Source organism: Pseudomonas sp. MSSRFD41 (assembly GCF_014230245.1).
GTDB lineage: Bacteria > Pseudomonadota > Gammaproteobacteria > Pseudomonadales > Pseudomonadaceae > Aquipseudomonas > Aquipseudomonas piscis.
Genome location: NZ_JACKZK010000020.1, coordinates 17,131 through 39,970 on the forward strand (window position 1 = coordinate 17,131; position 22,840 = coordinate 39,970).

General features: G+C 60.2%; 29 protein-coding genes. 23 read left to right on the forward strand and 6 right to left on the reverse strand.

Annotation, left to right across the window (positions count from 1 at the left end; genetic code table 11):
• Positions 1-39: 39 nt before the first annotated feature.
• On the reverse strand, positions 40-870 hold the full coding sequence (locus H7A76_RS24440; RefSeq protein WP_185700874.1) for a putative phage abortive infection protein: 831 nt from the start codon (positions 868-870) through the stop codon (positions 40-42).
• Positions 871-975: 105 nt separating this feature from the next.
• Here H7A76_RS24440 and H7A76_RS24445 point away from each other — a divergent pair, with 105 nt between their 5' ends.
• Positions 976-1,266 carry a hypothetical protein gene (locus H7A76_RS24445; protein WP_185700875.1) on the forward strand — a complete coding sequence of 97 codons (291 nt, stop codon included), beginning with the start codon at positions 976-978 and terminating at the stop codon, positions 1,264-1,266.
• Here H7A76_RS24445 and H7A76_RS24450 read toward each other — a convergent pair.
• Positions 1,254-1,583: a hypothetical protein gene (locus tag H7A76_RS24450; protein WP_221775367.1), complete on the reverse strand. Its 330-nt coding sequence runs from the start codon at positions 1,581-1,583 to the stop codon at positions 1,254-1,256. The genes H7A76_RS24445 and H7A76_RS24450 overlap by 13 nt on opposite strands.
• On the opposite strand from H7A76_RS24450, the gene H7A76_RS24455 reads away from it, so the two are divergent.
• The 14 genes from H7A76_RS24455 to H7A76_RS24520 all read left to right on the forward strand — a co-directional run bounded on the left by H7A76_RS24455 (position 1,582) and on the right by H7A76_RS24520 (position 12,762).
• Positions 1,582-2,343: a hypothetical protein gene (locus H7A76_RS24455; protein WP_185700876.1), complete on the forward strand. Its 762-nt coding sequence runs from the start codon at positions 1,582-1,584 to the stop codon at positions 2,341-2,343. The two genes, H7A76_RS24450 and H7A76_RS24455, sit on opposite strands and share 2 nt — an antisense overlap.
• A gap of 87 nt (positions 2,344-2,430) precedes the next feature.
• Entirely contained in the window at positions 2,431-2,817 is a 387-nt protein-coding gene (locus H7A76_RS24460; RefSeq protein WP_185700965.1) for a hypothetical protein, read from the forward strand.
• A 245-nt stretch (positions 2,818-3,062) separates the two neighbouring features.
• On the forward strand, positions 3,063-3,644 hold the full coding sequence (locus H7A76_RS24465) for a hypothetical protein (RefSeq protein ID WP_185700877.1): 582 nt from the start codon (positions 3,063-3,065) through the stop codon (positions 3,642-3,644).
• Positions 3,641-3,856 carry a hypothetical protein gene (locus H7A76_RS24470; RefSeq protein ID WP_185700878.1) on the forward strand — a complete coding sequence of 72 codons (216 nt, stop codon included), beginning with the start codon at positions 3,641-3,643 and terminating at the stop codon, positions 3,854-3,856. The genes H7A76_RS24465 and H7A76_RS24470 overlap by 4 nt, the downstream gene beginning before the upstream one ends.
• Positions 3,853-4,089 (forward strand): hypothetical protein, encoded by a 237-nt coding sequence (locus H7A76_RS24475; protein WP_185700879.1) that lies wholly within the window; start codon positions 3,853-3,855, stop codon positions 4,087-4,089. Before H7A76_RS24470 ends, H7A76_RS24475 begins: the two co-directional genes overlap by 4 nt.
• Entirely contained in the window at positions 4,079-4,993 is a 915-nt protein-coding gene (locus tag H7A76_RS24480) for a hypothetical protein (RefSeq protein WP_185700880.1), read from the forward strand. The genes H7A76_RS24475 and H7A76_RS24480 overlap by 11 nt, the downstream gene beginning before the upstream one ends.
• The gene (locus tag H7A76_RS24485; RefSeq protein ID WP_185700881.1) at positions 4,990-5,460 is read left to right on the forward strand and encodes a DUF4031 domain-containing protein; all 471 of its coding nucleotides are present in this window, start codon (positions 4,990-4,992) and stop codon (positions 5,458-5,460) included. The genes H7A76_RS24480 and H7A76_RS24485 overlap by 4 nt, the downstream gene beginning before the upstream one ends.
• Before the next feature lie 976 nt (positions 5,461-6,436).
• Positions 6,437-6,805, forward strand: a complete 369-nt coding sequence (locus H7A76_RS24490) for a hypothetical protein (RefSeq protein ID WP_409519206.1) — start codon at positions 6,437-6,439, stop codon at positions 6,803-6,805.
• On the forward strand, positions 6,802-7,419 hold the full coding sequence (locus H7A76_RS24495; RefSeq protein WP_185700882.1) for a hypothetical protein: 618 nt from the start codon (positions 6,802-6,804) through the stop codon (positions 7,417-7,419). Before H7A76_RS24490 ends, H7A76_RS24495 begins: the two co-directional genes overlap by 4 nt.
• A 52-nt stretch (positions 7,420-7,471) precedes the next feature.
• Positions 7,472-7,954 (forward strand): SAM-dependent methyltransferase, encoded by a 483-nt coding sequence (locus H7A76_RS24500; protein WP_185700883.1) that lies wholly within the window; start codon positions 7,472-7,474, stop codon positions 7,952-7,954.
• A 50-nt stretch (positions 7,955-8,004) separates the two neighbouring features.
• Positions 8,005-8,385, forward strand: coding sequence for a hypothetical protein (locus H7A76_RS24505; protein ID WP_185700884.1), 381 nt, complete (start codon positions 8,005-8,007; stop codon positions 8,383-8,385).
• Between the two features lie 211 nt (positions 8,386-8,596).
• On the forward strand, positions 8,597-9,790 hold the full coding sequence (locus tag H7A76_RS24510; protein WP_185700885.1) for a tyrosine-type recombinase/integrase: 1,194 nt from the start codon (positions 8,597-8,599) through the stop codon (positions 9,788-9,790).
• Between the two features lie 20 nt (positions 9,791-9,810).
• Positions 9,811-11,397: an ABC-F family ATPase gene (locus H7A76_RS24515; protein ID WP_185700886.1), complete on the forward strand. Its 1,587-nt coding sequence runs from the start codon at positions 9,811-9,813 to the stop codon at positions 11,395-11,397.
• Positions 11,398-11,574: 177 nt separating this feature from the next.
• Complete coding sequence (locus H7A76_RS24520) at positions 11,575-12,762, forward strand: MFS transporter (RefSeq protein ID WP_185700887.1); 1,188 nt, start codon at positions 11,575-11,577, stop codon at positions 12,760-12,762.
• Position 12,763: 1 nt separating this feature from the next.
• Here the strand turns inward: H7A76_RS24520 and H7A76_RS24525 are convergent, their stop codons facing one another.
• Together H7A76_RS24525 and H7A76_RS24530 are read right to left on the reverse strand one after the other, a co-directional pair.
• The gene (locus tag H7A76_RS24525; RefSeq protein ID WP_185700888.1) at positions 12,764-13,795 is read right to left on the reverse strand and encodes a dienelactone hydrolase; all 1,032 of its coding nucleotides are present in this window, start codon (positions 13,793-13,795) and stop codon (positions 12,764-12,766) included.
• Positions 13,796-14,049: 254 nt separating this feature from the next.
• Entirely contained in the window at positions 14,050-14,661 is a 612-nt protein-coding gene (locus tag H7A76_RS24530) for an FMN-dependent NADH-azoreductase (protein ID WP_085597559.1), read from the reverse strand.
• A gap of 129 nt (positions 14,662-14,790) precedes the next feature.
• Here H7A76_RS24530 and H7A76_RS24535 point away from each other — a divergent pair, with 129 nt between their 5' ends.
• A complete protein-coding gene (locus tag H7A76_RS24535) occupies positions 14,791-15,699 on the forward strand; it encodes a LysR substrate-binding domain-containing protein (RefSeq protein WP_185700889.1) in 909 nt (302 codons plus the stop codon).
• Between the two features lie 14 nt (positions 15,700-15,713).
• Positions 15,714-16,058 carry an MmcQ/YjbR family DNA-binding protein gene (locus H7A76_RS24540; RefSeq protein WP_185700961.1) on the forward strand — a complete coding sequence of 115 codons (345 nt, stop codon included), beginning with the start codon at positions 15,714-15,716 and terminating at the stop codon, positions 16,056-16,058.
• Here the strand turns inward: H7A76_RS24540 and H7A76_RS24545 are convergent.
• Positions 16,055-16,477 (reverse strand): DUF1294 domain-containing protein, encoded by a 423-nt coding sequence (locus H7A76_RS24545; RefSeq protein ID WP_185700890.1) that lies wholly within the window; start codon positions 16,475-16,477, stop codon positions 16,055-16,057. The genes H7A76_RS24540 and H7A76_RS24545 overlap by 4 nt on opposite strands.
• Positions 16,474-17,304 carry an undecaprenyl-diphosphate phosphatase gene (locus H7A76_RS24550; protein ID WP_185700891.1) on the reverse strand — a complete coding sequence of 277 codons (831 nt, stop codon included), beginning with the start codon at positions 17,302-17,304 and terminating at the stop codon, positions 16,474-16,476. Before H7A76_RS24550 ends, H7A76_RS24545 begins: the two co-directional genes overlap by 4 nt.
• 284 nt (positions 17,305-17,588) lie before the next feature.
• On the opposite strand from H7A76_RS24550, the gene H7A76_RS24555 reads away from it, so the two are divergent.
• The 6 genes from H7A76_RS24555 (at position 17,589) to H7A76_RS24580 (ending at position 22,803) form a co-directional block, all read left to right on the forward strand.
• A complete protein-coding gene (locus tag H7A76_RS24555) occupies positions 17,589-19,223 on the forward strand; it encodes a methyl-accepting chemotaxis protein (RefSeq protein ID WP_185700892.1) in 1,635 nt (544 codons plus the stop codon).
• A gap of 118 nt (positions 19,224-19,341) precedes the next feature.
• Positions 19,342-19,905, forward strand: a complete 564-nt coding sequence (gene pnuC, locus H7A76_RS24560; RefSeq protein WP_185700893.1) for a nicotinamide riboside transporter PnuC — start codon at positions 19,342-19,344, stop codon at positions 19,903-19,905.
• Positions 19,902-20,426 (forward strand): AAA family ATPase, encoded by a 525-nt coding sequence (locus H7A76_RS24565; RefSeq protein ID WP_185700894.1) that lies wholly within the window; start codon positions 19,902-19,904, stop codon positions 20,424-20,426. Before pnuC ends, H7A76_RS24565 begins: the two co-directional genes overlap by 4 nt.
• A 321-nt stretch (positions 20,427-20,747) precedes the next feature.
• Positions 20,748-21,191: a hypothetical protein gene (locus H7A76_RS24570; RefSeq protein WP_185700895.1), complete on the forward strand. Its 444-nt coding sequence runs from the start codon at positions 20,748-20,750 to the stop codon at positions 21,189-21,191.
• 1 nt (position 21,192) lies between these two features.
• Positions 21,193-21,771 (forward strand): adhesin, encoded by a 579-nt coding sequence (locus H7A76_RS24575; RefSeq protein ID WP_185700896.1) that lies wholly within the window; start codon positions 21,193-21,195, stop codon positions 21,769-21,771.
• 63 nt (positions 21,772-21,834) lie between these two features.
• On the forward strand, positions 21,835-22,803 hold the full coding sequence (locus H7A76_RS24580; protein WP_185700897.1) for a heme utilization protein: 969 nt from the start codon (positions 21,835-21,837) through the stop codon (positions 22,801-22,803).
• The last annotated feature ends 37 nt before the right edge of the window (positions 22,804-22,840 follow it).

Below are 22,840 nucleotides of genomic sequence, written 5' to 3' on the forward strand. Positions count from 1 at the left end.
AAGAGCACTAGGCGCCGAATAAGTGCCTATAACTTCAACCTAATCATTAAATTCAGCCTCATTATAATCAAATATATTAATCACGAATTCATTCTCACCAAACGCCTCTCGATCCAACTGCAATACATGACTTGGATTTAACAACAGGGTCACATCCAAGTTATCAAAAATTGCAAATTCATTGGCATACTTCTGAAATCTCTCACCACTAGGCATTAGACAATTATAAAATAATATAACCAGCTCATAATCAGAGATCAGCGACCTAGCAACACTCCCGAGGGTTTTCTTATTTACATACCTGCTTTCCGATATAAATCTAAGCAAAGTGTATAGACTTCTAAAATAAATACTCAAATCCCCTCGGTGCTTATCCCACAATTCTCTGTAGGCTTCTCTGATCCTGTCTGAATCATCAATAGAAGTGGCGTCGTCATACTCTTTCTGCAGCTTACCTGACCACACTTTGAAGCAGTCTCTTCCCTTTGTAATTACTTGATTCCCACCATTACTAGTTCTCTGTAGATCAATATCATAAACGACCGACTGCTGAAGGTTTAACATATTATAAAATTGCGACTCGGCCTGCTGACGTAAGCTATCAACTTGGCTGTCTGCAATGTCTTTGCGCTGCAGAAGTAAAGTCGTAATAAGCCCAAAAAACGCCAAGCCGGAAAAGAGAGCATTAAGTACACCGAAGGCATCCCCGAATGTCCCGGACCTCACGCCGACCAAATTTCCTTCTTTGTCAGCGGCATCGAAACCGAAAAAAAGAAACAGCCAATACCCTGCATACAGCGCAACTATTAGCAAACCAACAACTAAGACAACCAATGCTCCTGGATTTTTTTTGTTATCTCGATCTTCCATGTCAGTTCCTCGCATCCGCCTATGAAATATGACCATTACACTTGCTGCCATAGTGCCATCACACCAGGAGAGAATCTATTGCGACAATCAAATCACCGAATCCTGATGGGCGACTGCGTCGAGAAGGTGCATTTCGACATGCCGGCGGGGGTTCGAAAACAACTTGCAGCCGAGTTGAAGGCTCACGGTTACAGCCAGGTTCAAGAACTCTGGCAGGACCTGGCGCTATCGTGGATCGCCCAGGAACCAGATGAGCGAGCGCGCCGACTGCTTAAACCTGACGCGCCAGCTTTTCGCATATCACAAAGACTTGCGCGTCAGTTCGAAGACGCCAGCATGGCTGAGCTAAAGCGCAATCCAGGCGATGATCAAATGCATCGAGATCATGCCGTGTAGTCCCCCAGAAATCCGCCATCTTCGAAGCGTGCCTTGAAGTTCTCTTTGTTGCAGCCGGTCATCTTCCCGCAGTGCCTGCATTGCTGCAGGTTACCAAAGAGCATGCTGCTCTCGAAACTTGCGCGATCAGCAATCCAAATGGCGGAATCGAACCAATTCCTACAGTGCTGGCAGCGCACTTTTATTTCTGTTGTGGCGGACATTCTGATCCTCCCAAATTCGGCAACATGCCGGTACTTCGTAATAGCCCATCCCACCCCAAATTGCCACCATGCCGCCACCAGCACGGAGGGCGGCGCATGCTTGGAGAAAGCCATGAACGACGAACAGCGCCACCAGGATTGGATTGCCAAGCGCAAAGCTGAAGAAGCCAAGCGCCGTGACCGCGCCGCGGAATGCTTGAAGGATCACCAGTACACAGTCCTGGCCGATACCGACCAGCTGAAGGCCTGGCGCTGCAAAGCCCCCGGAACCAACTGCTACGCCTTCGACATCCTCATGACCCGCTTAGGCATCTCAGTCGTTGGCGACATCGATGGCCTGACCTTCAGCGTCGGCCTCTCCTACGGCATCGAGTTCCTGGCCGGTGATGACATCGGTTACTACATCCACTCGAAGCTGGAGCGGCACTGCCAAGAGCGAGAATTCGACGAGGAAGCCTTTCGAGCCGCCCTGGTTACTGGCATCTGCAGCCAGATTTGCGAGAACACCCATGACGACGACCAATACGCCGCCCTGCCTGAATGGATGCGCAATGACGGCGGTATAGGTGAAGCCGGTCGATGGGAAGAGCTGCGTGAACTGGTCAACGCGAAGCTGAGACCGCTTAAGTTTGGTGACGAAGGGTATGACTTTTGGGATGAGCTGAATGACCGCCTGTACGAAGCCGATCACGTCGAATGCACCGAACAGGCCAGCCTCCTCATGAGCGAGCACCACGAAGTGCTGGGCCTGGGCTGCGACTACTGGGAGATCACTATCGACAAGCCGCGCGACAGCCTGATCAGCCGGCTGTACCTGATCAATCACGCAGCCAAGGTGATCCTCGCTCAGCAAGACGCAGCGAAAGCCGCCTGACCATCCTGCGCTGCCCGTGTCAGCGCCCACCCTACCCCATTGATCACGCCAGCCAGGACACGGCCATCGGCTGCCCGGAGAAACCTCATGAGCACATTCGCAGTCTTCGGCATGACAGCCGGTGTAGCGCTGGCCGAGGCCAGGAAGATCACCAAGACCACCAGGCCAAGCGGAAAAGCTGGCTGCCCCCCCCTGGAGCTGACACTCGCTGAATGGAATGAGGCCGTAGACAAGCAGGCTGCAGCAATCTTCGGCGGCGAGAAGGTAAAGCAGCTCAGCCAGTTGTTCGATGCGCCTCAGTACGCACAGCAGTTCATTGAACTTGCAAGGAAAGCCGGCCCCTGCCGAGATTTGCGGATCAGGGCAAAGGCCGTACTTACGGATGCGGAGGGAAAGCCCGTGATCAACCCCAAGACCAAGGCCCCTATGGTCGGGTGGGCTGACTGGAGTCCGCCATCTGCAAAAGTCGCATAGCTCACCACCAAGGCAAGCCTGCCAGTAGCGACCATAGCCAGAACAGAAGCTCAAACAGAGCCTCCGCGAGTACTTGAATCAGGATCTCTTCAATCAGTCGTTTCATGTCTTGCACCTTTAGTTGAGGTGCCATTGATTCTGATGTCACGACGGACCGGTTTGTACATCGAGGACTTGTCGTTTCACTTCCTACAACTTCCCAACTTGACATCGACTCCGGTCGTGACGGCCGGCGAGGACTCCCCATGCGCACAAAAAACCTACACCTGGAGCAGCGAGTAGCTGCCCTTCAGTCAGACCTGAACCAAAAGGACGAGCAGATAGACGCTCTCGAGTTCAAAGACAAAGACCGCGAGCTATCCCGGCGCGACTGGTTCGACGAGGCGCAGAGGCTGGAGAAGGAGAACGAGGAGCTGCGCTCCGACGTCGAGAAGCAGCGCCGCCTCAAGATGCTTGTTGCTGAGAAACTGCAAAACGCCCTGAACAACTGCTCGGTCTATCGAGTGCAGCTGGCCGAGCGGGATGCGCTGCTATCAGAGATTCGCGGCGCTATGCGTGAGTACGAGCAAGGGTGCGACCAGTTCCCACCTTTCCACCATAACCGACTGATGGAGCGCATCGAAGCCACTCTATCCGCCAGCTCAGAGCCAAAGTCTTGCGGCGCGTGTGCCGGCTGCGAGGATGGTTGCCGTGTTGATCGCGAGTCTCCACCGGTTGATCTCACCGAGAAGGCAGAATTCAAGAAGTGGCATCTAAGTGCGCAGATTGGCGAACGCGGGGCCTGGAGCGCATGGCAAGCCCGCGCCGCCCTGGAGCGCAAGCCATGAGCAATCTTTCGTATCGCATGCAGGACACGTTGAGGAATCTGCACAAGCGCCCAAACGGCTATTACGGGAGCTGCACCAACTCAACGATGAAAGCACTGAAAAAACGTGGTCTTGCCGACGATGAATGGACCGAGGTTCCGGGCAGCCCTTACCGAGACCATAAATGGGTCATCACATCGGCAGGCGTGGCTGCCCTGGAGGGCAAGCCATGAGCGAATACATCTACGAAGTTCATCACCTTGTTCGCGACGACGACATGTCGATCTGCTGCCGCTGCCCGCACTGCCAGAGCGTGATTGGATTGGAAGGTGACGAATTCAGCGACGTGCGTGGCGAGCAGTTCCGGTGCCGGTGCGGCGGATGGCTTGAGGTTTCGTATCGGGCCGCCTGCCTCAAGCGTGGCAGCGATCTACCACCAAACAAAGGTGTTCCTGATGATGAGTAACGAAACGATCAGCGTGCCACCACATATTGGCCTGGAGCCTTTGGTCGGTCTCTACTACCCGGCCAGATGCCGCCGCTGTGGATGGGTTGGTAGCTCGGAAGAGTTGACCGAAGACGATGCGCAGTGCACACGCGACATTGGTGATCGCCTGTGTCTTGGCGATTGCGACGAGCTCGACAGTCATGATCTGCTCGGCATCATCCAGGCCATGGCCAAGCACCAGGGCGAGCCGGTGGCGCGCATGCCCGTTGAGCGCAGCTACGACGTCCGGGCGCAGATGATCATTGCCTTCAACGAGACCAAGAAGGCTGGCGGCGACTTGGATGATGCGCTTGATGCGGCATACAAGTCGGCCTTGCGCTATTCGCCAAACCCGATGATGCGCGACGAGCAGCACCAGGGCGAGCCGGTGGCGTGGGTTGAGCTGGACGATTCAATGCCGCATGGCAAAACGCTCGATTGGTATCAGGAAGATATAAAACCTCTTCCGCTTCACGCGAAGCTCTACACCCGCCCAGGCGCCCAGCACCAGGGCGAGCCGGCTCCCGCGATACCGGTGGGGGTTCCGGCCCTTCTCGCGGAGATCGAGCGGCTGAAGGGGTTGCGGCCAGAGGCGCCGCCACGCCCGCCCGAGGGGAAAGGTCTGCCACGCTACGGCTTGCGCTGGAATGGCCCCCAGCAGCCACTCGCGACACCAATGGACGACGGCTACTGGACGCCGTGGCACCTGGCCAACGAGCTGCGCAAGGACGCCGAGCGGTACCAGTGGCTGCGCTCCCGCGACCTCGAAACCATCAGCCAAGGCGGCGTGTTCGCCGGCATCACGCCAGAGAATCAAGTCCTCAACGAGGAAACACTCGACGATGCAATCGACGCGGCCATGGCCCATGAGGTGCAGCCATGACTGTGTACGTCGACGACATGAACGCAACGTTCGGCCGCATGAAGATGTGCCACATGTTCGCAGACAGCACCGAAGAGCTGCTCTCGATGGCCGACAAGATCGGCGTGCAGCGGAAGTGGATCCAGAAGGCGGGCACTATCCGCGAGCACTTCGACATCTGCCTCAGCAAGCGCGCTCGCGCAGTTGAGATGGGCGCTGTTGAGATCGGCTACCCGGGTGACGTTGCCGAGCTGATGCGTAAGCGCAAGGCCGCAACACAGGAGGTGCAGCCAGGATCCACCAGCGCGGACGTTTGCGACTGTGGTGCCGTGGTCGATGGCGTGGCGGTTCCTGCCGAGCGCGACGATCTGGCGAAATTCATCGCCGAGAAGGCCAGGGCTATGTTGCAGGAACGGCCTGAGCAGGGATCAGGGCTAAAAGTCGCAGCTCCCTCTGCGACTTTGGATCAACCCGACAATGGAGGTTGAGCGTTCTGGCTCAGGAAGATGACCCAAGCGTTATATGACTTCTGGTGCCAGGCAACCGCATCGTCCCAAAGGCCGCCTTTAATCTCGCCGCTAGAAATCAGGTAGCTGAGCCTGGAATTTGAGGCATCTAATTCGAGGAGGTGCCGATGAGCCATATATCGAAAATCATCATTGCTTATCATTGGTCTGATGTCTTGAAGGGCTGGCCCGAGGATACGTGCCGCTGTCCCTGTGCATTCATTGTGACATCAAGTCGAAGCGGATATTCCATAAATCCTCAAGAAGCATGTTTGTACTCTACCCAGCAGTAACCCCTACCCTCTATTCGATCGGCGAATCGAGGGCCGCATCTCCTCCACCCATTCAGTAGCTCGCTGCAGCGCCCAAGCCATGGCGACGCTCATTGTCTGGCCATTGCAATCGGGGTGGCTCTCCTCAAGAAGCATCACTCCCTTCGCTCCGTAAATGCCGAAGAAGACCTGTGTGAGTTTCTCTTTGGAGGTTCGGACCTGGACGTTTATCAGGGTTCCGCAGGGTAGGCGCTTGTCGAGATTGCGAAAATGCAACTCAGGATTAACCCAGTCCCAAAAAACCTTACCTCGATTACGCATTCCCTGGCCTTAAAGAAAAATGAAAAGGTTGATGAATAGTCAGCACCTAGAAGCTTTTTAGATCCAGAAGAGACGAATTAGATTCCTCACAAAATCGCATAACCGCCGCAAAGCGGCAAGGACAAGTCATGCCTGAAGAAAACCAAATTCGCCTAAGCAGCGCGGTGCGAGATGTCATTGCAGAACGCCAACGCCAGGTATCCACCGAGGGCTATTCGCTGTACCACGATGACCTTTACGTGAAGGGCGAGCTCGCAGAAGCCGGAGCAGCCTACGCAAGTCTTGCTGGAAGGCCGAACACCATGAGCACAGCGTGGCCTTGGGGTGAGGCCACATTCAAGCCAAGTGCGGATCGGCGTCGTGACATGGTGAAGGCTGCGGCTCTGTTGCTTGCGGAGATCGAGCGCTTGGATCGCGTAGGCCTGATCAGCCATTGGCCTGTCAAACGTGACGAATACGGAATGTTCCAGCACCCAGACCTGCCTGACTTCGACGAGGGCGACGGCGAGAAGTGCAAGGCCTGGGTCGCACAGCAGGGGCTGCAGCTCGTCATGGTCAGCCTGGAGACAGACGCACCGGAAGAGATCGCAGATCGCTACTTCCAGTCAGATATGCCGCACTGTGGCTACTGGGAGCCGGGCAAGCCTGAAGGCGATGGCTGGTTCTGCCTGGCCATCCACGACACGGACGACGGCCCGGTCTGCTGGTGGGCCCGCCGGGAGGTGCAGCCATGACCCAGGTGAAGGAACGCCCGATCCTGTTCAGCGGGCCAATGGTGCGCGCCATCCTGGAAGGCCGGAAGACGGTCACCCGCAGGACCGTTAAACAAGATTGGATTCAATCCGACCGAACTCCGCTCGAAACCTGCAAAGGAGTGTTTCACTTCTGGTGTAGCGGAGAGCATTCATGCCCCTACGGGTGCCCAGGTGACCGGCTGTGGGTGCGTGAGGCGTGGGTAGCGGATGCCCAGGTGAATGCGGTAGCACCGCGAGATCTGAGCCAAGGCGAGCCGATCCGGTACCCGGCAGATGGGGGCGCCCGGCAGACTGGGTGCGCCATGATCACGCCAGGTAAATCGCGCCCGTCCATCCACATGCCGCGCTGGGCCAGCCGCATCCTGCTGGAAATCACCACGGTGCGTGTGGAGCGACTGCAGGACATCACGCCAGACCAGGCCATTGCCGAGGGAGTTCGTCCCGCTGACGATGGTTTCTTCGAAGTCGATAAAAATGTCCACCTTGGCGCAGATCCTCGGGAAAGCTTCGAGATGCTTTGGCGGTCCACCGGCGGCGACTGGAACGCCAACCCCTGGGTCTGGGTCGTCGAGTTTCGGAGGGTGCAGCCATGATCCTCCCCGCCCTGCTTTTCATGGCCTGGAACGTCTACAGGGGGCCGAGGACATGAGCGCCGCAGCGAAGGTGCTCGACCCCTGCAGCGCCAGCCGCATGATGTGGTTCGACAAGCAGGACCAGCGGGCCCTGTTCGGCGATATCCGCGACGAAGAACACCTGCTTTGTGATGGCCGAGTACTGAAGGTTGAACCGGACGTGCTCATGGACTTCCGGCAACTACCCTTTCTCGATGGCGCCTTCCGCCTGGTCGTGTTCGACCCTCCGCACTTGACCCGGGCCGGCGTCGACAGCTGGATGCGGGCGAAGTACGGGATGCTCACCAGCAATTGGCGCGAGGATATCCGTCAAGGATTCGCCGAATGCTTCAGGGTACTGGAGCCTGAGGGAATCCTGATCTTCAAGTGGAACGAAACCCAAGTGCCGGTCAGTGAGCTGCTGGCACTGACCGACGAAAAGCCGCTGTTTGGCCACAAGTCCGGCAAGCGTGAGAAAACGCACTGGATCACGTTCATGAAGCGCGCCACAGCCTAACCCCTCCCCCAACAACTCTGCCTGCCCGCGAACGCGGGCGAGGATGAACTATGCCCGAAATTAAATGCGAATACGGCCACACCCAGAGCGTCGGGACTGACGCCTGGGTCGCCACCCTCACCCTGGACCAGCTGCGCTACGCCCGTGACCAGATGGCCAAGAAGATCGAAGCAGCCGAAGCCCAGCCGAAGCGCTGCGTTTGGCGTGTATGCCGCGGTGGGATTGCCGAAGGCAACTACCGCGAAGAAGACTTCGAAAAGGCGGCTGAGCACCTGCTGCGCATCTTCAGGGAACGATTTATCAGCGAGGCGAAGGCCTTTATTGGCCAGCCCTACAACACGCTGCGCTTTGAGCGAGAAGTGCCACATATGTCAGTGGATCTGGTCAGCCAGTTCGAATACGACACCGAGTGGTTCCCAGCCAAAGCCTGACAACAACCTGCCGCCAGGCGCGGCGTGGAGATCACCCCATGGAAACCGAAAAAACCAGTGACGTCGACAAGGTCACCGAGAAGCTGATGGCCGAACTGGTCGGGTGCACGAAACGCGCTCTAGAGCGTCGGCGCCTTGAGGGCAAAATCCCTGAAGGTGTCTGGATGAAGCACGGCGGCCGAATCATCTATAGCAAGAAGAGGTACGACGAATGGCTGGAAAGTCAATGGATTTACCCCGAGGGGTCGAAGTCTTCCGCGGCTCCCTCCGCATACGTTTCACATGGGATGGTGTCCGTAGATGTGAAACGCTCCCCTATCCCCCGACACAAAAAGGGATCAAGGCTGCATCCAGCCTTCGCGATCAGGTAGCCAGCCTCAACAAGCTCGGCCTTCTGGATCAGGAGAAGTATGCCGAGCTCTTCCCCGGATCACAGACCATAGTGGGTGGAAAGCCGGCATTCGGTGAGTACGCCCAGCTCTGGCTGGACAGCCGAGAGATCACCCAGGGTACCCACAACAACTACAAGAGCGCGCTGAACCTGTACTGGGTGCCGCGACTGGCCCTGGTACGGATCGACTTGATCACCACCACCATGATCCGACGAATTATCACGGAAACTGAATGGACGTCGGCGAACGTCAAGCGCAACGCGATCACCAGGCTTTCGACTATTCTCGCCGGCGCGATGCGTGATGGCCTGCTGATCAAGAACCCGGCGGAGGTAATCGACCTGCCGAAGCGATCGCGCAAAGAAATCGACCCGTTCAGCCTTGAGGAGGCCAACTGCATTATCGCCAGGCTCTACGAGCACCCGCACTGGCCAAGCCGAATCTATGCCGCGCTGTTCGAGTTCATGTTCTTCACAGGACTCCGGCTATCCGAGGCCCTTGCGGTACGGTGGGAGGTGATCGACGAGGAGAAAAGGACAGTTCACGTCAGAAGGACCATCGCCCTGGGCGAGGTTGAAGAAAGGACGAAGACAGGGAGGGATAGGTTCGTTCTGCTGAACGAGAGGGCTTTGCATGCGCTGCAGTACGCCAGAGAGTATGCCGAGCGCCGCAAACAAGGGAAGGGATTGGCTGCCAACACGCCCTACGTGTTCCCTCCATCGAAGGGAAGCGAATACGTGAAGCAGACTTCGGACCTGCACAAGCAGTGGGTGCCTGTACTGAATGAGCTGGGGATTAGAAGGAGGCCCCCATACAACTGTCGTCACACCTATGCGACAATATGCTTAATGTCTGGCCTCAACCCCGCATTTATCGCCCAACAGCTGGGTCACAGCGTGCAAATGCTGCTGTCGACTTATGCCCGTTGGCTCAACTCAAGCTCCGACTGGAGCGAGCTGGAAAAGCTCAAGATTGGTATCAAATCGGTATCAGGCGAAAATCCAGCTGCATAAGTTACTGATAGGTAAGCACTTTGATCTCCACCGCCAATATCACCATGCAGTTCGGCGCCAAGCCGCTGTTCGAGAACGTCTCGGTCAAGTTCAACAACGGCAATCGCTACGGCTTGATCGGCGCCAACGGTTGCGGCAAGTCGACCTTCATGAAAATTCTCGGCGGCGACCTGGAGCCCTCCAGTGGCCAGGTCATGCTCGAGCCGAACGTACGCCTGGGCAAGCTGCGCCAGGACCAGTTCGCCTATGAAGAATTCACCGTCATCGACACCGTGATCATGGGCCACGAGGAGCTGTGGCGGGTCAAGGCCGAGCGCGATCGCATCTATTCGCTGCCGGAAATGACCGAAGAAGACGGCATGGCCGTGGCCGAGCTGGAAACCGAGTTCGCCGAGATGGACGGCTACACCGCCGAGTCCCGCGCCGGCGAACTGCTGCTGGGCCTGGGCATCCCCCTGGAACAGCATTTCGGCCCCATGACCGAAGTGGCTCCGGGCTGGAAACTCCGGGTATTGCTGGCCCAGGCGCTGTTCTCGGATCCGGAAGTCCTGCTGCTGGACGAACCGACCAACCACCTGGACATCAACACCATCCGCTGGCTGGAAAACATCCTCACGGCGCGTAACAGCACCATGATCATCATTTCCCACGACCGGCACTTCCTCAACAGTGTCTGCACCCACATGGCCGACCTGGACTACGGCGAGCTGCGCCTGTTCCCGGGCAACTACGACGAGTACATGACCGCCTCGACCCAGGCGCGCGAGCGCCTGCTGGCCGACAACGCCAAGAAGAAGGCGCAGATCGCCGAGCTGCAGACCTTCGTCAGCCGCTTCTCGGCCAACGCCTCCAAGGCCAAGCAGGCCACCAGCCGTGCCAAGCAGATCGACAAGATCCAGCTGGAGGAAGTCAAGCCGTCGAGCCGGGTCAGCCCGTTCATCCGTTTCGACCAGAACAAGAAGCTGCACCGCCAGGCGGTGACCCTGGAGAAAGTGTCCAAGGGCTTCGAAGACAAGCAGTTGTTCAAGGACTTCAGCTTCACCGTGGAAGCCGGCGAGCGCGTGGCCATCATCGGCCCCAACGGCATCGGCAAGACCACCCTGCTGCGCACTCTGGTCGGTGAGCTCGCCCCGGATTCGGGCAACGTGAAGTGGACCGACAGCGCCGAGACTGGCTACTACGCCCAGGACCATGCCCACGATTTCGAGACCGACGAAACCCTGTTCGAATGGATGGGCCAGTGGACCAGCGGCGAGCAGAACATCCGTGCCGCCCTGGGTCGCATGCTGTTCTCTTCCGACGAAGTCCAGAAGTCGGTCAAGGTACTTTCCGGTGGCGAACAGGGTCGCATGCTGTTCGGCAAGCTGGCCTGCCAGAAGCCCAACGTGCTGCTGATGGACGAACCGACCAACCACCTGGACATGGAATCCATCGAAGCGCTGAACCTGGCACTGGAAAACTACCCGGGCACGCTGATCTTCGTCAGCCACGACCGCGAGTTCGTATCGTCCCTGGCCACTCGCATCATCGAGCTGGGCCCGAACGGCGTGACCGACTTCAGTGGCACCTACGACGACTACCTGCGTAGCCAGGGCTTGCTGTTCTAAAACAGCGGCAACCGGTGAGTCGCAAGACAAGGCCCCGTCCAGCGTGACGGGGCTTTTTGGTTTTCCGCACTGCCGCCTAGAAGAGACCGGATGGGAATGAATAGTTAGCCTGCTTTCCTTTAACTTCGCGGCACGCGATGATGCGGCCCTCTAACCGCCGCCCGCGAACGAGCCTTCATGCCCGAGCCCCAGACATCCGCGCAAAGCTCCATGGCGATCACCCTGCAGATCGTTTCCATCGTCTTCTATACCTTCATCGCCTTTCTCTGCATCGGCCTGCCGATTGCCGTACTGCCAGGTTATGTCCACGAACAGTTGGGGTTCAGTGCCGTGATCGCCGGCCTGACCATCGGCTCCCAGTACCTGGCCACCCTGCTCAGCCGCCCCCTGGCCGGACGCATGTCCGATACCGTCGGCACCAAGCGCTCGATCGTCTACGGTTTGCTGGGCATCCTGCTGAGCGGCATGTTGACCCTGGTGTCAGTGTGGCTGCAGGAATTGCCCTGGCTAAGCCTGGCGATGCTATTGGGCGGCCGCCTGCTGCTGGGGGTGGCTCAGGGCCTGATCGGGGTCGGTACCATCAGCTGGTGCATGGGCCAGGTCGGCACGGAACATACCGCGCGGTCGATCTCCTGGAACGGTATCGCTTCCTACGGCGCCATCGCCATTGGCGCGCCGCTGGGAGTGGTGATGGTCCAGCAATACGGTTTCGCCAGCCTGGGCCTTGCGCTTTCAACCCTGGCCTTGCTGGCCTTATTGTTGATCCGCAGCAAACCATCGGTACCGGTGGTGCGGGGTGAGCGCCTGCCGTTCTGGGCGGTGTTCGGACGAATCGCGCCTTTCGGCGTGAGCCTGAGCCTGGCCTCCATCGGCTATGGCACCCTGACCACCTTCATCACCCTGTTCTACCTGAACCTGGGCTGGGACGGTGCGGCCTATTGCCTGACGGTGTTCGGCGTGTGTTTCATCTGCTCGCGCCTGCTGTTCATTTCCAGCATCAGCCGCTTTGGCGGCTTTCGTTCGGCAATCGCCTGCATGAGCGTCGAGACCTTGGGGCTCGGCCTGCTCTGGCTCGCCCCCTCGCCCGCCTGGGCACTGGTGGGGGCCGGTCTGACCGGTTTCGGCCTGTCACTGGTGTATCCGGCCCTGGGGGTGGAAGCCATCAAGCAGGTGCCCAACAGCAGCCGGGGTGCCGGCTTGAGCGCCTATGCGGTGTTCTTCGACCTCGCGCTGGCGGTCGCCGGGCCCTTGATGGGCACGGTGGCGCTGAACCTTGGCTATGCATGGATCTTTTTCTGCGCCGCCCTGCTGTCCGTCACCGGCCTGGGCCTGACCCTGCTGCTCAAGCATCGCGCCATGGCCTGAATCACTGGTCGGCAGTCTGCATGCCAGCCCGGCTCGGCTTGCCCAGGGTATGGGCGAAGAACCTGCCCGCCTCGGAAATCAAGTTGCGGTGGATGTCGACCCGATCCACGCCATCGGCGTCGGTGCACAGCAACGGCATGGCCGCCAGTTGTTCAGCGCTGCAGGGCGCCATGAACACGAAATGCCCGGCTCCAGCCAGCAATTTGAAGTCCGGCGCCACCGGCAGTTTGCGCGCCAGGGCCGCGGCGTTCTTGTCCAGGGCGACCAACTGATCGCCGTCGCCGCTGTACAGCAACACCGGTACATGCACCCCGGACAAGGTCTGGCGACCGAACTTGAGGCTCAACGGCGCCATCAACAGCAAGGCGTGCACCCGGGGATCGGCCACCGGCTGCAGGTCGTCGCGGTCGACGATCAACTCACCCTGGGTATTGCAGGCATCCCGGTCAGTCGGCCGCTCCCGGCAATAGCGGCGCAGGCGATCCAGGTCTGGAGTGGCGCCGGACAGGATCAGCGCCGTCTCGCCGCCGGCGGAGTAACCGATCACCCCGACTTGCTCGGCATTGACGAATGGGGCCAGCATCGGGTCGGCCAGGGTCGCGGTGATGGCTTCGGAAATCTGGATCGGCCGGCCATAGAGGTTGCTCAGGGTGCCCAGGCGGCTATGGTCCTTGGAGTTGTCCCCGGGATGAATCACCGCCACCACCACGAACCCCTTGCGCGCCAGGGAGGTGGCCAGATCATGCAGGGCCAGGGGCGTTCCGGTATTGCCGTGGGACAGCATCAGCATCGGGAAGCGGCCGATGGCGATCTTGGCATCGCGGGAGGCGCCGATCCGGTAACCCTCCAACTGGCTGGAGTGCTCGATACCGGTGGACGGGTAAAAAGCGATGGCGCGCATCGGTTGCTGGTCAAGGGGGTCGAGAAAGTTCAACTCATGAAAGCCGACGCTCCAATGCGGGTGGGGAGCGGCCTGCACCGAAACCATGCCGCTGAACAGGCAGATCAGTAACATTGCACAACGACCGCTCATCACACACCCACCTTAGTCGCAGGATCGAGAATGCCGGTTGCCCGTGCCATCCCTTGCCGCCAAGGCTCTGGAGGGGATTCGTCCTGGAATCGGAACCGCGGGCTAAAGAAGCAACCCTCTTCAACCTGCATAACCCGAGCCAGAAAGCCTGGAAAAGCCAATAAAAAAACTCCGTACCCTGATCATCTGAAACGATGACCAGAATACAGAGTCTAGTGGCCCTACCGGTGCGTGAAAGCGTCTTTACACAAGCCTTACGCGGCCGCGAAGAGCGACCCGCGAATATGCGCCTGGGCGTCGGCCATGGCCTTGCTGCGCACCTCTTCGCCATAACCCAGGCCATGGGCACGGACGAACTCGATATCGGTAATGCCCATGAAACCGAACATCACCTTCAGGTAGTCCTCGTGCCCGACACCGGTAGGCATGCCGACATGCAGGCCGCCGGAGGTGGACACCACGATCACCTTCTTGTCGCCGCACAGGCCTTGCGGGCCGGCTTCGGTGTAACGGAAAGTCTTGCCGGATATCGCGATGCGGTCGAACCAGGCCTTGAGCTGGCTGGGGATGGTGAAGTTGTACATGGGCGCCGCGACCACCAGCGTGTCGGCAGCCAGGAACTCTTCCAGGGTCTGGGCACTGAGCCGCGCCTCGTGCTCCTGGGCCGCATCGCGCAGTTCGGCGACGGTGCCGGCGGCCACCAGGGTGGCGGCGGAGAAATGGCTGATGGCATCGGCGGCCAGGTCACGGTAAGTCACCACCGCTTGCGGCTCGGCGGCCTTCCAGGCCTCCACCACGCTATGGCTGAGCTGACGCGAAGCCGAGTTGTCGCCAAGAATGCTGGAATCGATATGCAACAGTTTCATCTGGATTCTCCAAGTGAGGACCGCCGCTTGGCGATCGAATGTTGGCAATCCTACCCATGAAACCAATGGATGATTAGTCAGCATAAATGCGATAGTTAGTCCCATCAGCAGGACAATAAGGCCGATCCAGTGCAAGACCTCAACGATCTCTACTATTTCGCCAAGGTGGTGGAGGCCGGCGGTTTCACCGCGGCCGGCCGCCTCCTGGGCATTCCCAAGTCACGCCTCTCGCGGCGGATCGCCGAGCTGGAAGAGCGCCTGGGCGCGCGCTTGCTGCAGCGCACCACCCGGCAACTGAAACTGACCACGGTGGGCGAGCGTTACCTGCGGCATTGCCAGGCCATGTTGCTGGAGGCGGAGATGGCCGATGAAGCCGTGGCCAGCATGGCCAACGAGCCTCGTGGACGGTTGCGGGTCTCGAGCCCGGTGGGCCTGGCCCATGAGCTGCTGACGCCCCTGGTGAGCGGTTTCCTGCAGAAGTACCCCCAGGTCCAATTGGAGATGTTGCTGGTCAATCGACGCGTCGACCTGGTCAACGAAGGCATCGATGTGGCCCTGCGGGTGCGGGAACAAGGCGATGAGGACCCCTTGCTGGTGACTCGCCGCCTGCGTCCGGCGCAAACGGCGATGGTAGCCTCGCCCGCCTTCCTGGGCGCACATCCCGTGGAGCACCCCGAGGACCTGCGCCGCCTGCCGATCCTCGGTGCCCTGGAAGCCGATCGCCTGGTGCATCTGCGCCTGCTGGACCAGCAAGGCAACACCTGCGAACTGGCCCTGGAGGCGCGGCTGGGCATCGACGATTTCATCGTGCGCCGGGCCTGCGCCTTGGCCGGCCTGGGCTGCACCGTACTGCCAATGCTGTATTGCGAGGAAGAACTGGCCAGCGGTCAACTGGTGCAGTTGCTACCACAATGGTCGCTGCCCGGTGGCTGGCTGCAAGCGGTCTATCCTCATCGACGCGGTGTGCTGCCGGCCGTCCGGGCCTGGATCGAGCACTTGCAGGAAGCCTTCGAAGAATGTGGAGAACGATCGCTGTGAAAGCCAATACCCGAATGACCGAAGAGCAAGTGGCGAGTTTCTGCCTGGACCTGCCAGGTGCGCGGGAAGACTACAAGTGGGGTGGCGTGCGGGTGTTTTCCGTTGCCGGCAACAAGATGTTCGCCATGCAGAACCTGCGGGGCGAGTCACTGGCGTTCAAGGTCGATCCGGAGCTGTTCCTGGGCCATGTGGATCGCCCAGGCATAGCGCCAGCACCGTACCTGGCCCGCGCCCACTGGATCATCATGCAGGCCCCCTACCCGCTGGCCGCAGCCGAACTGCAGCAGTTGCTGCAACGTTCCCACCAGCTAGTGGTGGCCAAGTTGCCCAAGCGGACCCAGGTCGGGCTCTTGCTCTAGAGCAGCCTCGACCAGCCGCCCTGCAAGAACAACCGGTCGATCCAGAACACCTGGTGCAAGGCGACGATCAGCCAGAACAGCGCCTGGTAGGACAGCTTGCGGGTCTTGTGCCGCAGCAACTGCTGGGCCAGCAGCGCCCCAGGCCAGCCACCGGCCAGCTCCAGGGCATGCAGGATGTTCTCCGGCGTGCGCTGGCCCTGCTCCCGGGCCTGGCGCTTGTCATGCCAATACGCCAGGAACGTCGACAGGCTGACCGCACCATAGGCTGCCAGCGCAATGACCGAGCCGTCGCGCCACCACAGCGATAGCGCCCCATACAACGGCAAGGCGCACAGCAGGATGAACACCAGCAGCTTGGCTCGGGGATGCTGGATCCGCCCGGAGCTGCCCTGGCGTTGCTCGGATCGGGAAGCCTTCACGCCTTGGCCGCCGCCCAGTCGATCCAGCCGAACTGCCAGGTCGCCAGGATCAACAGGCCGAAGGCGATGCGGTACCAGGCGAAGGCGTCATAACTGTGGTTGGCGATGAACTTCAGCAAGCCCTTGACGGCGATCATGGCGAAGATGAAGGCGGTAACGAAACCGATGGCGAATACTGGCAAGTCATCGGGCTGGAACAAGTGCCGGTACTTGTAGCCGGAGTACACCGCGGCCCCGACCATGGTCGGCATGGCCAGGAAGAACGAGAACTCGGTGGCGGTCTTGCGCGACAGGCCGAACAGCAAGCCGCCGATGATGGTCGAGCCGGACCGCGAGGTTCCCGGGATCATCGCCAGGCACTGGATGAACCCCACCTTCAGGGCGTCCTTCCAGGTGATTTCATCGACGTTGTTGGCATGCACCTGATGCTCGCGGCGTTCGGCCCACAGCATGATGATGCCGCCAACCACCAGGGCGGTGGCCACGGTGATGGGGTTGAACAAGTAGCCGTGGATCAGGTCGGCGAAAATCACCCCCAGCACCACGGCCGGCAGGAAGGCGATCAACAGGTTGACCGTGAAGCGCCGAGCCTTGGGCTGGGTCGGCAGGCCCATCACCACATCCAGGATCTTGCCCCGGAATTCCCAGACAACCGCCAGGATCGCCCCCAACTGGATGATGATGTTGAAAGCCATCGCCCGCTCGCCGCCAAAGTCGAGCAAGTCGGCCACGATGATCTGGTGTCCGGTGCTGCTGATGGGCAGGAATTCGGTCAAGCCCTCCACAATCCCGAGTAGCAATGCCTGAAAGGCGGTCCAAAGGTCCATCGATCCCCCATGAAGCAATGCTCGTGGCATGCCTCTTTATAGATGTTCACTGCAGTGAAATTGGCCGGGAACCCGGCCTGTCAAAGATCAACACAAGCCCATGAAAATTATGTGAAAAAGCCAGAATTGTTCAGGTTTTGCGCGAAGGCGCCGAAATCCTAGCAGACAGGCGCAAAAAGCGTCGTCGCGTTATTGGACTTCCGTAGAGTAGGCGCTCAGGGCCAAGCGTGCTTGGATGCTCTAAATCGTTCATGACAAGAACAAGAACCTGGAGTGACCGGATGATGAAAAGCTTGCGAAAGATGTCCATCAGTCAGCGCCTGTGGCTGATCCTGATCGTGGCGCTACTGACCCTGGTAACCCTGGGCGTGATGATGCTCCAGCAGATTCATGGCGACCTGTACCAGGCCAAGGCGCAGAAAACCCAGCATGTGGTGCAGACCGCCGCTGGCGTGCTCGATTACTACCAGGGCCTGGAAGCCGCTGGCAGCCTGACTCGCCAGCAGGCGCAACAGCAGGCGCTGCAGACGATTCGCGGGTTGCGCTACAACCAGAACGACTACTTCTGGATCAACGACCTGACCCCCGTGATGATCATGCATCCGGCCAATCCCAAGCTCGACGGGCAGAACCTGGCATCGATCAAGGACCCGGATGGCTTCGAGGTGTTCAACCAGATGGTGACCCTGGCCAAGGCCAAGGGCGCCGGCATGGTCGACTACCGCTGGCCCAAGCCCGGTGCCCAGGAACCGGTACAGAAGACTTCCTACATCCAGCTGTTCCAGCCCTGGGGCTGGATCATCGGCTCGGGGGTGTACATCGATGACCTGCAACAGGAGTTCCAGGCCCAGGTGCTGCGGGCGTCCTACGTGGGCCTGGTGATCGCCCTGCTGATGGGTGCCCTGGTGGTGCTGATCGTGCGCAGCATCGTCAGCCCATTGCGCGAGACCGTGCATGCCATGGCCAATATCGCCAGCGGCGAGAGCGACCTGACCCGCAGCCTCGACACCCATGGCCAGGACGAAGTGACCGAGTTGGCCCGGCATTTCAATGGTTTCACCGCCAAGTTGCGTGGCGTAGTCACCCAATTGCAGTCCAGCGCCGCCGCCCTGGAACAAGCCTCCAGCGAGTTGGGCAGCAATGCCTCGCAGGCCCAGGAGCGCAGCCAGCAACAATCCCTGCAGATGGAACAAGTGGCCGCCGCCATCAGCCAGGTGACCACTGGCGTCCAGGATGTGGCACGCAGCGCCGAGCATGCCGCCGAAGGGGTCCGCGAGGCCGAGGGCCAGGCCCGGCAGGGCCAGGTCAATATCGATAGCAGCCTGCAGCAGATCGGCCAGTTGTCGGCGACCATCGACCAGGCCGTGGAGGTGATCCGCACCCTGGCGGCCGAGAGCACCCAGATCGGCACGGTGCTGGAGGTGATTCGCTCCATCGCCGAGCAGACCAACCTCCTGGCCTTGAACGCCGCCATCGAGGCCGCCCGCGCCGGCGAGCAGGGCCGCGGTTTCGCCGTGGTGGCCGACGAGGTGCGCCTGCTGGCCCAGCGTACCCAGCAGTCCACCGCGGAAATCCAGGGCATGATCGAGCGCCTGCAGAGCCACTCCGAGGCCGCGGTACGGGTCATCGGCGATAGCAGCCGGGCCTCCCAGGCGACCATCGAACAAGCCGGCCTGGCAGGTTCTAGCCTCAATGCCATCGGCCAGGTCCTGCACACGCTCAACGAACTGAACGCCTCGATCGCCAGCGCTACGCTGCAACAGGCCCATGTGGTCGAAGACATCAACCACAACGTCGGCCAGGCCGCCGGCCTGTCCCAGGGGACGGCCTTGGCGGCCCAGCACTCCAGCACCGCCAGCCGGCATCTCAGGGAGCTCTCCGAACAGCTCAACGGCCTCTTGCGCCAGTTCCGCGTCTGATCCGCCGGGCCATCCGAATCCGCCGCTGCGCATCCCGCCGGTGGATTCGGCCAACACCTGACGCCGCTGGCCAGTCTGGGTACAATCCGCCCCCTCCTCCCCTTCCCAAGGAACCATCATGTCCGGGCTTGAACTGTTTGCCGCTGCGCTCGGCGTCATCGCCGTCTGGCTGACAGTCAGGCAAAACCCCTGGTGCTGGCCCATCGGCCTGGTCATGGTGCTGCTCTACAGCTGGATCTTCTTCGAGGTCAAGCTCTATTCCGACATGCTGCTGCAGGTGGTCTACGCCGCATTGCAGCTCTATGGCTGGTGGCAATGGACCCGCGGCGGCGACCGGCACCAGGGACGCCCGGTCAGCCAGCTAGAGTTCCCCGCCCTGCTCCAGGGCCTGGCCCTGGGGGCGGTCGGCAGCCTGGTGCTGGGGGCGGCCATGGCCCATTGGACCGACGCCGCGCAACCCTGGCTGGACGCAGCCCTGACCGCCTTCAGCCTGGTGGCGCAATGGTGGATGGCGCAGAAACGCGTGCAGTGCTGGCCGTTGTGGATCGCCGTGGACGTGATCTTCGTCGGCCTGTTCATCTATAAGCAGCTGTACCTCACCGCCGCGCTATATGCCCTGTTCACCTTGCTGGCCATCCAGGGCTGGCGGACCTGGCGCGCCGATCCGGCCCTGCAGCCATGAAGGTACTGGTTCTGACCGGTCCGGAATCCAGCGGCAAGAGTTGGCTGGCGGCCGAGCTGCAAGCCCATTTCGGCGGCCTGCTGGTGGGTGAATACGTGCGCCACTTCATGGAGCAGGAACGCCGTGATACCTGCCTGGCGGACATTCCCCGGATCGCCAGGGGCCAACTGGCCTGGGAGGATCAGGCGCGGGCGCAACGACCCGAATTGCTGATCCTCGACACCCACCTGTTGAGCAACATCCTCTGGAGCCGGGCACTGTTCGACGATTGCCCGCCCTGGCTCGAAGAACAGCTGCTGGCCCGGCACTACGACCTGCATCTGTTGCTGTCGCCAGAGGACGTTCCCTGGAGCGCCGACGGCCTGCGCTGCCAACCGGAACTAGAGGAACGCCAGGCCTTCTTCCAGGCCACGCGGCACTGGCTGGAGCAACACCAGCAAGCCTACAGGATCATCGGCGGCGATTGGTCGATGCGTCACCGCCAGGCCTTCGAGCTGGTCCGGCAACAATTGCTGGGCTGAGCATCCAGCGCTTGCCAGTGTCCACTTCTGAAACACTCCTGGGTTGAGCGGAGCGCCATTTTCCGGGGGCGCTGCCGCTTCCAGGCAAAACTGTTGCACCGCTGATACACCCCCTCGACAACCCGCATTCCAGAGCATCGTCCCGGCTATGGCCAATGGCCTTGACCCTGTCCTGTCTCAGATTTGAAACAGCTGCCCGCGCCGGCATCGAGCTGTTTCTCCAAGTATTTGATTAGGCGGAACAAATAAAAAGCGGCACGGCTCCTGCTCTATCCCTCTCAACGCTGACTAGGGCCAGCACTGAGAAGAAGGAATGCCGCCGTGGGGACTCTGCATGAAAGTTTCACCCGCCTGTTGCTGATCGGTTGCGCCATCGGTGCAGTGCATAGCCTTCCGGCCTTGGCGGCAGGCAATGGCGAAATCGTCCTTGAACGCCAGATGTACGCAACGCCGATCGGCCGCGCCCGCAACCTCGACAACAATCCCACCACCGTCAATGCCAACCCTTCAGGGGTCGTCACCGGCATGACCAATGGCGAAATCAGCGACAACGACTTTGCCGGCATCAGCAGCGGCGCATTGGTGCGCGGGGCGGTGATGCCCAATGGCAACGGGGTGCCCGGCATGAACATCGTCACCAATCCCAACGGCCTGCCTGGCATGAGCGCGGGCCATGGCGGTGGCTCCGGGGCGTCGATCTCCAATTCGATCAACCGTTCCATGGGTTCTGCCATGGCGCCGCTGAACAACATCGGAGGTCGTTGAGATGAAGCTCTCACTGATCCTGCTGGCGCTGCTGGGCTGCACCTCGGCCATGGCCGATAACGGCGCCCCGGTTCAAGACACCGCGACCCTGAGCAGTTCCGGCGCAGGTTACAGAGGCAACCTCAACATCAACCAGGCCGCCGGCGACCAGCAACAACAGACCAACGTGCGGGCCATCGCCATCGGTACCAATGCCAGTGCCAGCACCGGCGTAACCCAGAAGATCACGACGCCCGCCGACCGCTCGGTCAACGCCACCAGCACCATCGGCGGCAACTCCTTCAGCAACGGCAACGGCGCACTGGGCGTGAACCAGTCGTCCGGCGCCAATAACCAGATGGCCAATGCCCTGCGGATCAGTATCAGCGCCAATCCGCAGGGCATGGACGACAGCGCGCTCTCGCAGCAGAACGTCGCGCTGTTACCGAACTCAGGAGCACCTGATACCCATCAAGGCAGCCGCCAGGTCGTTACCAGCGACCAGGCCTTCACCGGCAGCCGGGGAGTCGTCCAGGTGAACCAGAGTGCCGGGGTGGGAAACCAGATGGCTAACACCCTGAGCATCCGGGTCGCAGACTGACCCTTCGTAGTGCGATTGGAAAGTACCAACACTTAACCAACTAATAAGCACCGGAGAAACACCATGAAACCAACAATGGCTCTCAAACCACTGGTTTTCGCCCTGGCCGCCGTCATGGCAATGGCTGCCCAGGCAGGTGGGAACAACAACGGTCACCATGGTCATGACAATGGCCACCACAACCAAGGTCCGGATCTCAACACTCTGCTGCAAATCACCGCCGGGGCCGGTGCCGCAGTCATCGATGTGCAAGACAGCAACACCAACGTGGTGAAAAACCAGGGCACCAACAACAACGCCAAGATCGAAGGTTCGCTCAACGGCTCCAACGGCAACATGGGCGCCAACGTCGCCGCCGGCGATGGCAACCAACAAGACAACGCCGCAGCCCTGGCCACCGCCGATGAACGCTTCATCTTCGGTAGCGCAGTGGCTGTCTCCAGCGCCACCCAGCTGAACAACAACAACTATGTGAAGAACTCTTCCACCCAAAACAATGCCGTGCTCAACAACTCCGGCAACAACGGCTCGGGCAACCTGGGCATGAACGTCACCGCCGGCGACTTCAACCAACAGAAAAACAACCTGGCGATCGCCGTATCCGGGGGCCGTGTAGCCACCGCCGCCACCTCGGCCAACCAGTCCTCAACCAACCTGGTCGTGGAAAACAAAGGGGTCCAGGCCTACAAGAAAGACACCCTCAGCGGTGGCTTCGTAGCCTCCGGCAGCTACAAAGGCACCGGTACCGGCAAGATCGAAGGCGACGACGATCATGGCCATGGCAACAAAGGCCACGGCAACGACGATCAGAAATTCACCTTCAAGGAGCAAGGCTCCATCGAACTGGCCGGCTACTGGACCCAGCAAGTGCTGACCAAAGACGGCTGGAAAGCACCTGTGGTCAACAACGCCAGCATGACCAACTCGATGAACGGCTTCTCCGGCAACGGCGGCGCCAACGTATCGGCTGGCGTGGGCAACCAACAAAGCAACTCGCTGTCCATCGCCGCCGGCTGCAAAGCCTGCATGTAGTCGCGATCGTAACGAAAGCCCCGGAAACGGGGCTTTT

What these genes read in the sequence shown, in the direction of transcription:
- H7A76_RS24575 (WP_185700896.1), top strand. Translation starts at nt 21,193, where the DNA reads ATGAAGCTCTCACTGATCCTGCTGGCGCTGCTGGGCTGCACCTCGGCC.
- H7A76_RS24485 (WP_185700881.1), top strand. Translation starts at nt 4,990, where the DNA reads ATGACTGTGTACGTCGACGACATGAACGCAACGTTCGGCCGCATGAAG.
- H7A76_RS24470 (WP_185700878.1), top strand. Translation starts at nt 3,641, where the DNA reads ATGAGCAATCTTTCGTATCGCATGCAGGACACGTTGAGGAATCTGCAC.
- H7A76_RS24460 (WP_185700965.1), top strand. Translation starts at nt 2,431, where the DNA reads ATGAGCACATTCGCAGTCTTCGGCATGACAGCCGGTGTAGCGCTGGCC.
- H7A76_RS24530 (WP_085597559.1), bottom strand. Translation starts at nt 14,661, where the DNA reads ATGAAACTGTTGCATATCGATTCCAGCATTCTTGGCGACAACTCGGCT.
- H7A76_RS24550 (WP_185700891.1), bottom strand. Translation starts at nt 17,304, where the DNA reads ATGGACCTTTGGACCGCCTTTCAGGCATTGCTACTCGGGATTGTGGAG.
- H7A76_RS24450 (WP_221775367.1), bottom strand. Translation starts at nt 1,583, where the DNA reads ATGGCTTTCTCCAAGCATGCGCCGCCCTCCGTGCTGGTGGCGGCATGG.
- pnuC (WP_185700893.1), top strand. Translation starts at nt 19,342, where the DNA reads ATGTCCGGGCTTGAACTGTTTGCCGCTGCGCTCGGCGTCATCGCCGTC.
- H7A76_RS24565 (WP_185700894.1), top strand. Translation starts at nt 19,902, where the DNA reads ATGAAGGTACTGGTTCTGACCGGTCCGGAATCCAGCGGCAAGAGTTGG.
- H7A76_RS24510 (WP_185700885.1), top strand. Translation starts at nt 8,597, where the DNA reads ATGGCTGGAAAGTCAATGGATTTACCCCGAGGGGTCGAAGTCTTCCGC.
- H7A76_RS24490 (WP_409519206.1), top strand. Translation starts at nt 6,437, where the DNA reads ATGGTGAAGGCTGCGGCTCTGTTGCTTGCGGAGATCGAGCGCTTGGAT.
- H7A76_RS24555 (WP_185700892.1), top strand. Translation starts at nt 17,589, where the DNA reads ATGAAAAGCTTGCGAAAGATGTCCATCAGTCAGCGCCTGTGGCTGATC.
- H7A76_RS24455 (WP_185700876.1), top strand. Translation starts at nt 1,582, where the DNA reads ATGAACGACGAACAGCGCCACCAGGATTGGATTGCCAAGCGCAAAGCT.
- H7A76_RS24540 (WP_185700961.1), top strand. Translation starts at nt 15,714, where the DNA reads ATGACCGAAGAGCAAGTGGCGAGTTTCTGCCTGGACCTGCCAGGTGCG.
- H7A76_RS24495 (WP_185700882.1), top strand. Translation starts at nt 6,802, where the DNA reads ATGACCCAGGTGAAGGAACGCCCGATCCTGTTCAGCGGGCCAATGGTG.
- H7A76_RS24440 (WP_185700874.1), bottom strand. Translation starts at nt 870, where the DNA reads ATGGAAGATCGAGATAACAAAAAAAATCCAGGAGCATTGGTTGTCTTA.
- H7A76_RS24465 (WP_185700877.1), top strand. Translation starts at nt 3,063, where the DNA reads ATGCGCACAAAAAACCTACACCTGGAGCAGCGAGTAGCTGCCCTTCAG.
- H7A76_RS24525 (WP_185700888.1), bottom strand. Translation starts at nt 13,795, where the DNA reads ATGAGCGGTCGTTGTGCAATGTTACTGATCTGCCTGTTCAGCGGCATG.
- H7A76_RS24475 (WP_185700879.1), top strand. Translation starts at nt 3,853, where the DNA reads ATGAGCGAATACATCTACGAAGTTCATCACCTTGTTCGCGACGACGAC.
- H7A76_RS24520 (WP_185700887.1), top strand. Translation starts at nt 11,575, where the DNA reads ATGCCCGAGCCCCAGACATCCGCGCAAAGCTCCATGGCGATCACCCTG.
- H7A76_RS24580 (WP_185700897.1), top strand. Translation starts at nt 21,835, where the DNA reads ATGAAACCAACAATGGCTCTCAAACCACTGGTTTTCGCCCTGGCCGCC.
- H7A76_RS24500 (WP_185700883.1), top strand. Translation starts at nt 7,472, where the DNA reads ATGAGCGCCGCAGCGAAGGTGCTCGACCCCTGCAGCGCCAGCCGCATG.
- H7A76_RS24445 (WP_185700875.1), top strand. Translation starts at nt 976, where the DNA reads ATGGGCGACTGCGTCGAGAAGGTGCATTTCGACATGCCGGCGGGGGTT.
- H7A76_RS24505 (WP_185700884.1), top strand. Translation starts at nt 8,005, where the DNA reads ATGCCCGAAATTAAATGCGAATACGGCCACACCCAGAGCGTCGGGACT.
- H7A76_RS24480 (WP_185700880.1), top strand. Translation starts at nt 4,079, where the DNA reads ATGATGAGTAACGAAACGATCAGCGTGCCACCACATATTGGCCTGGAG.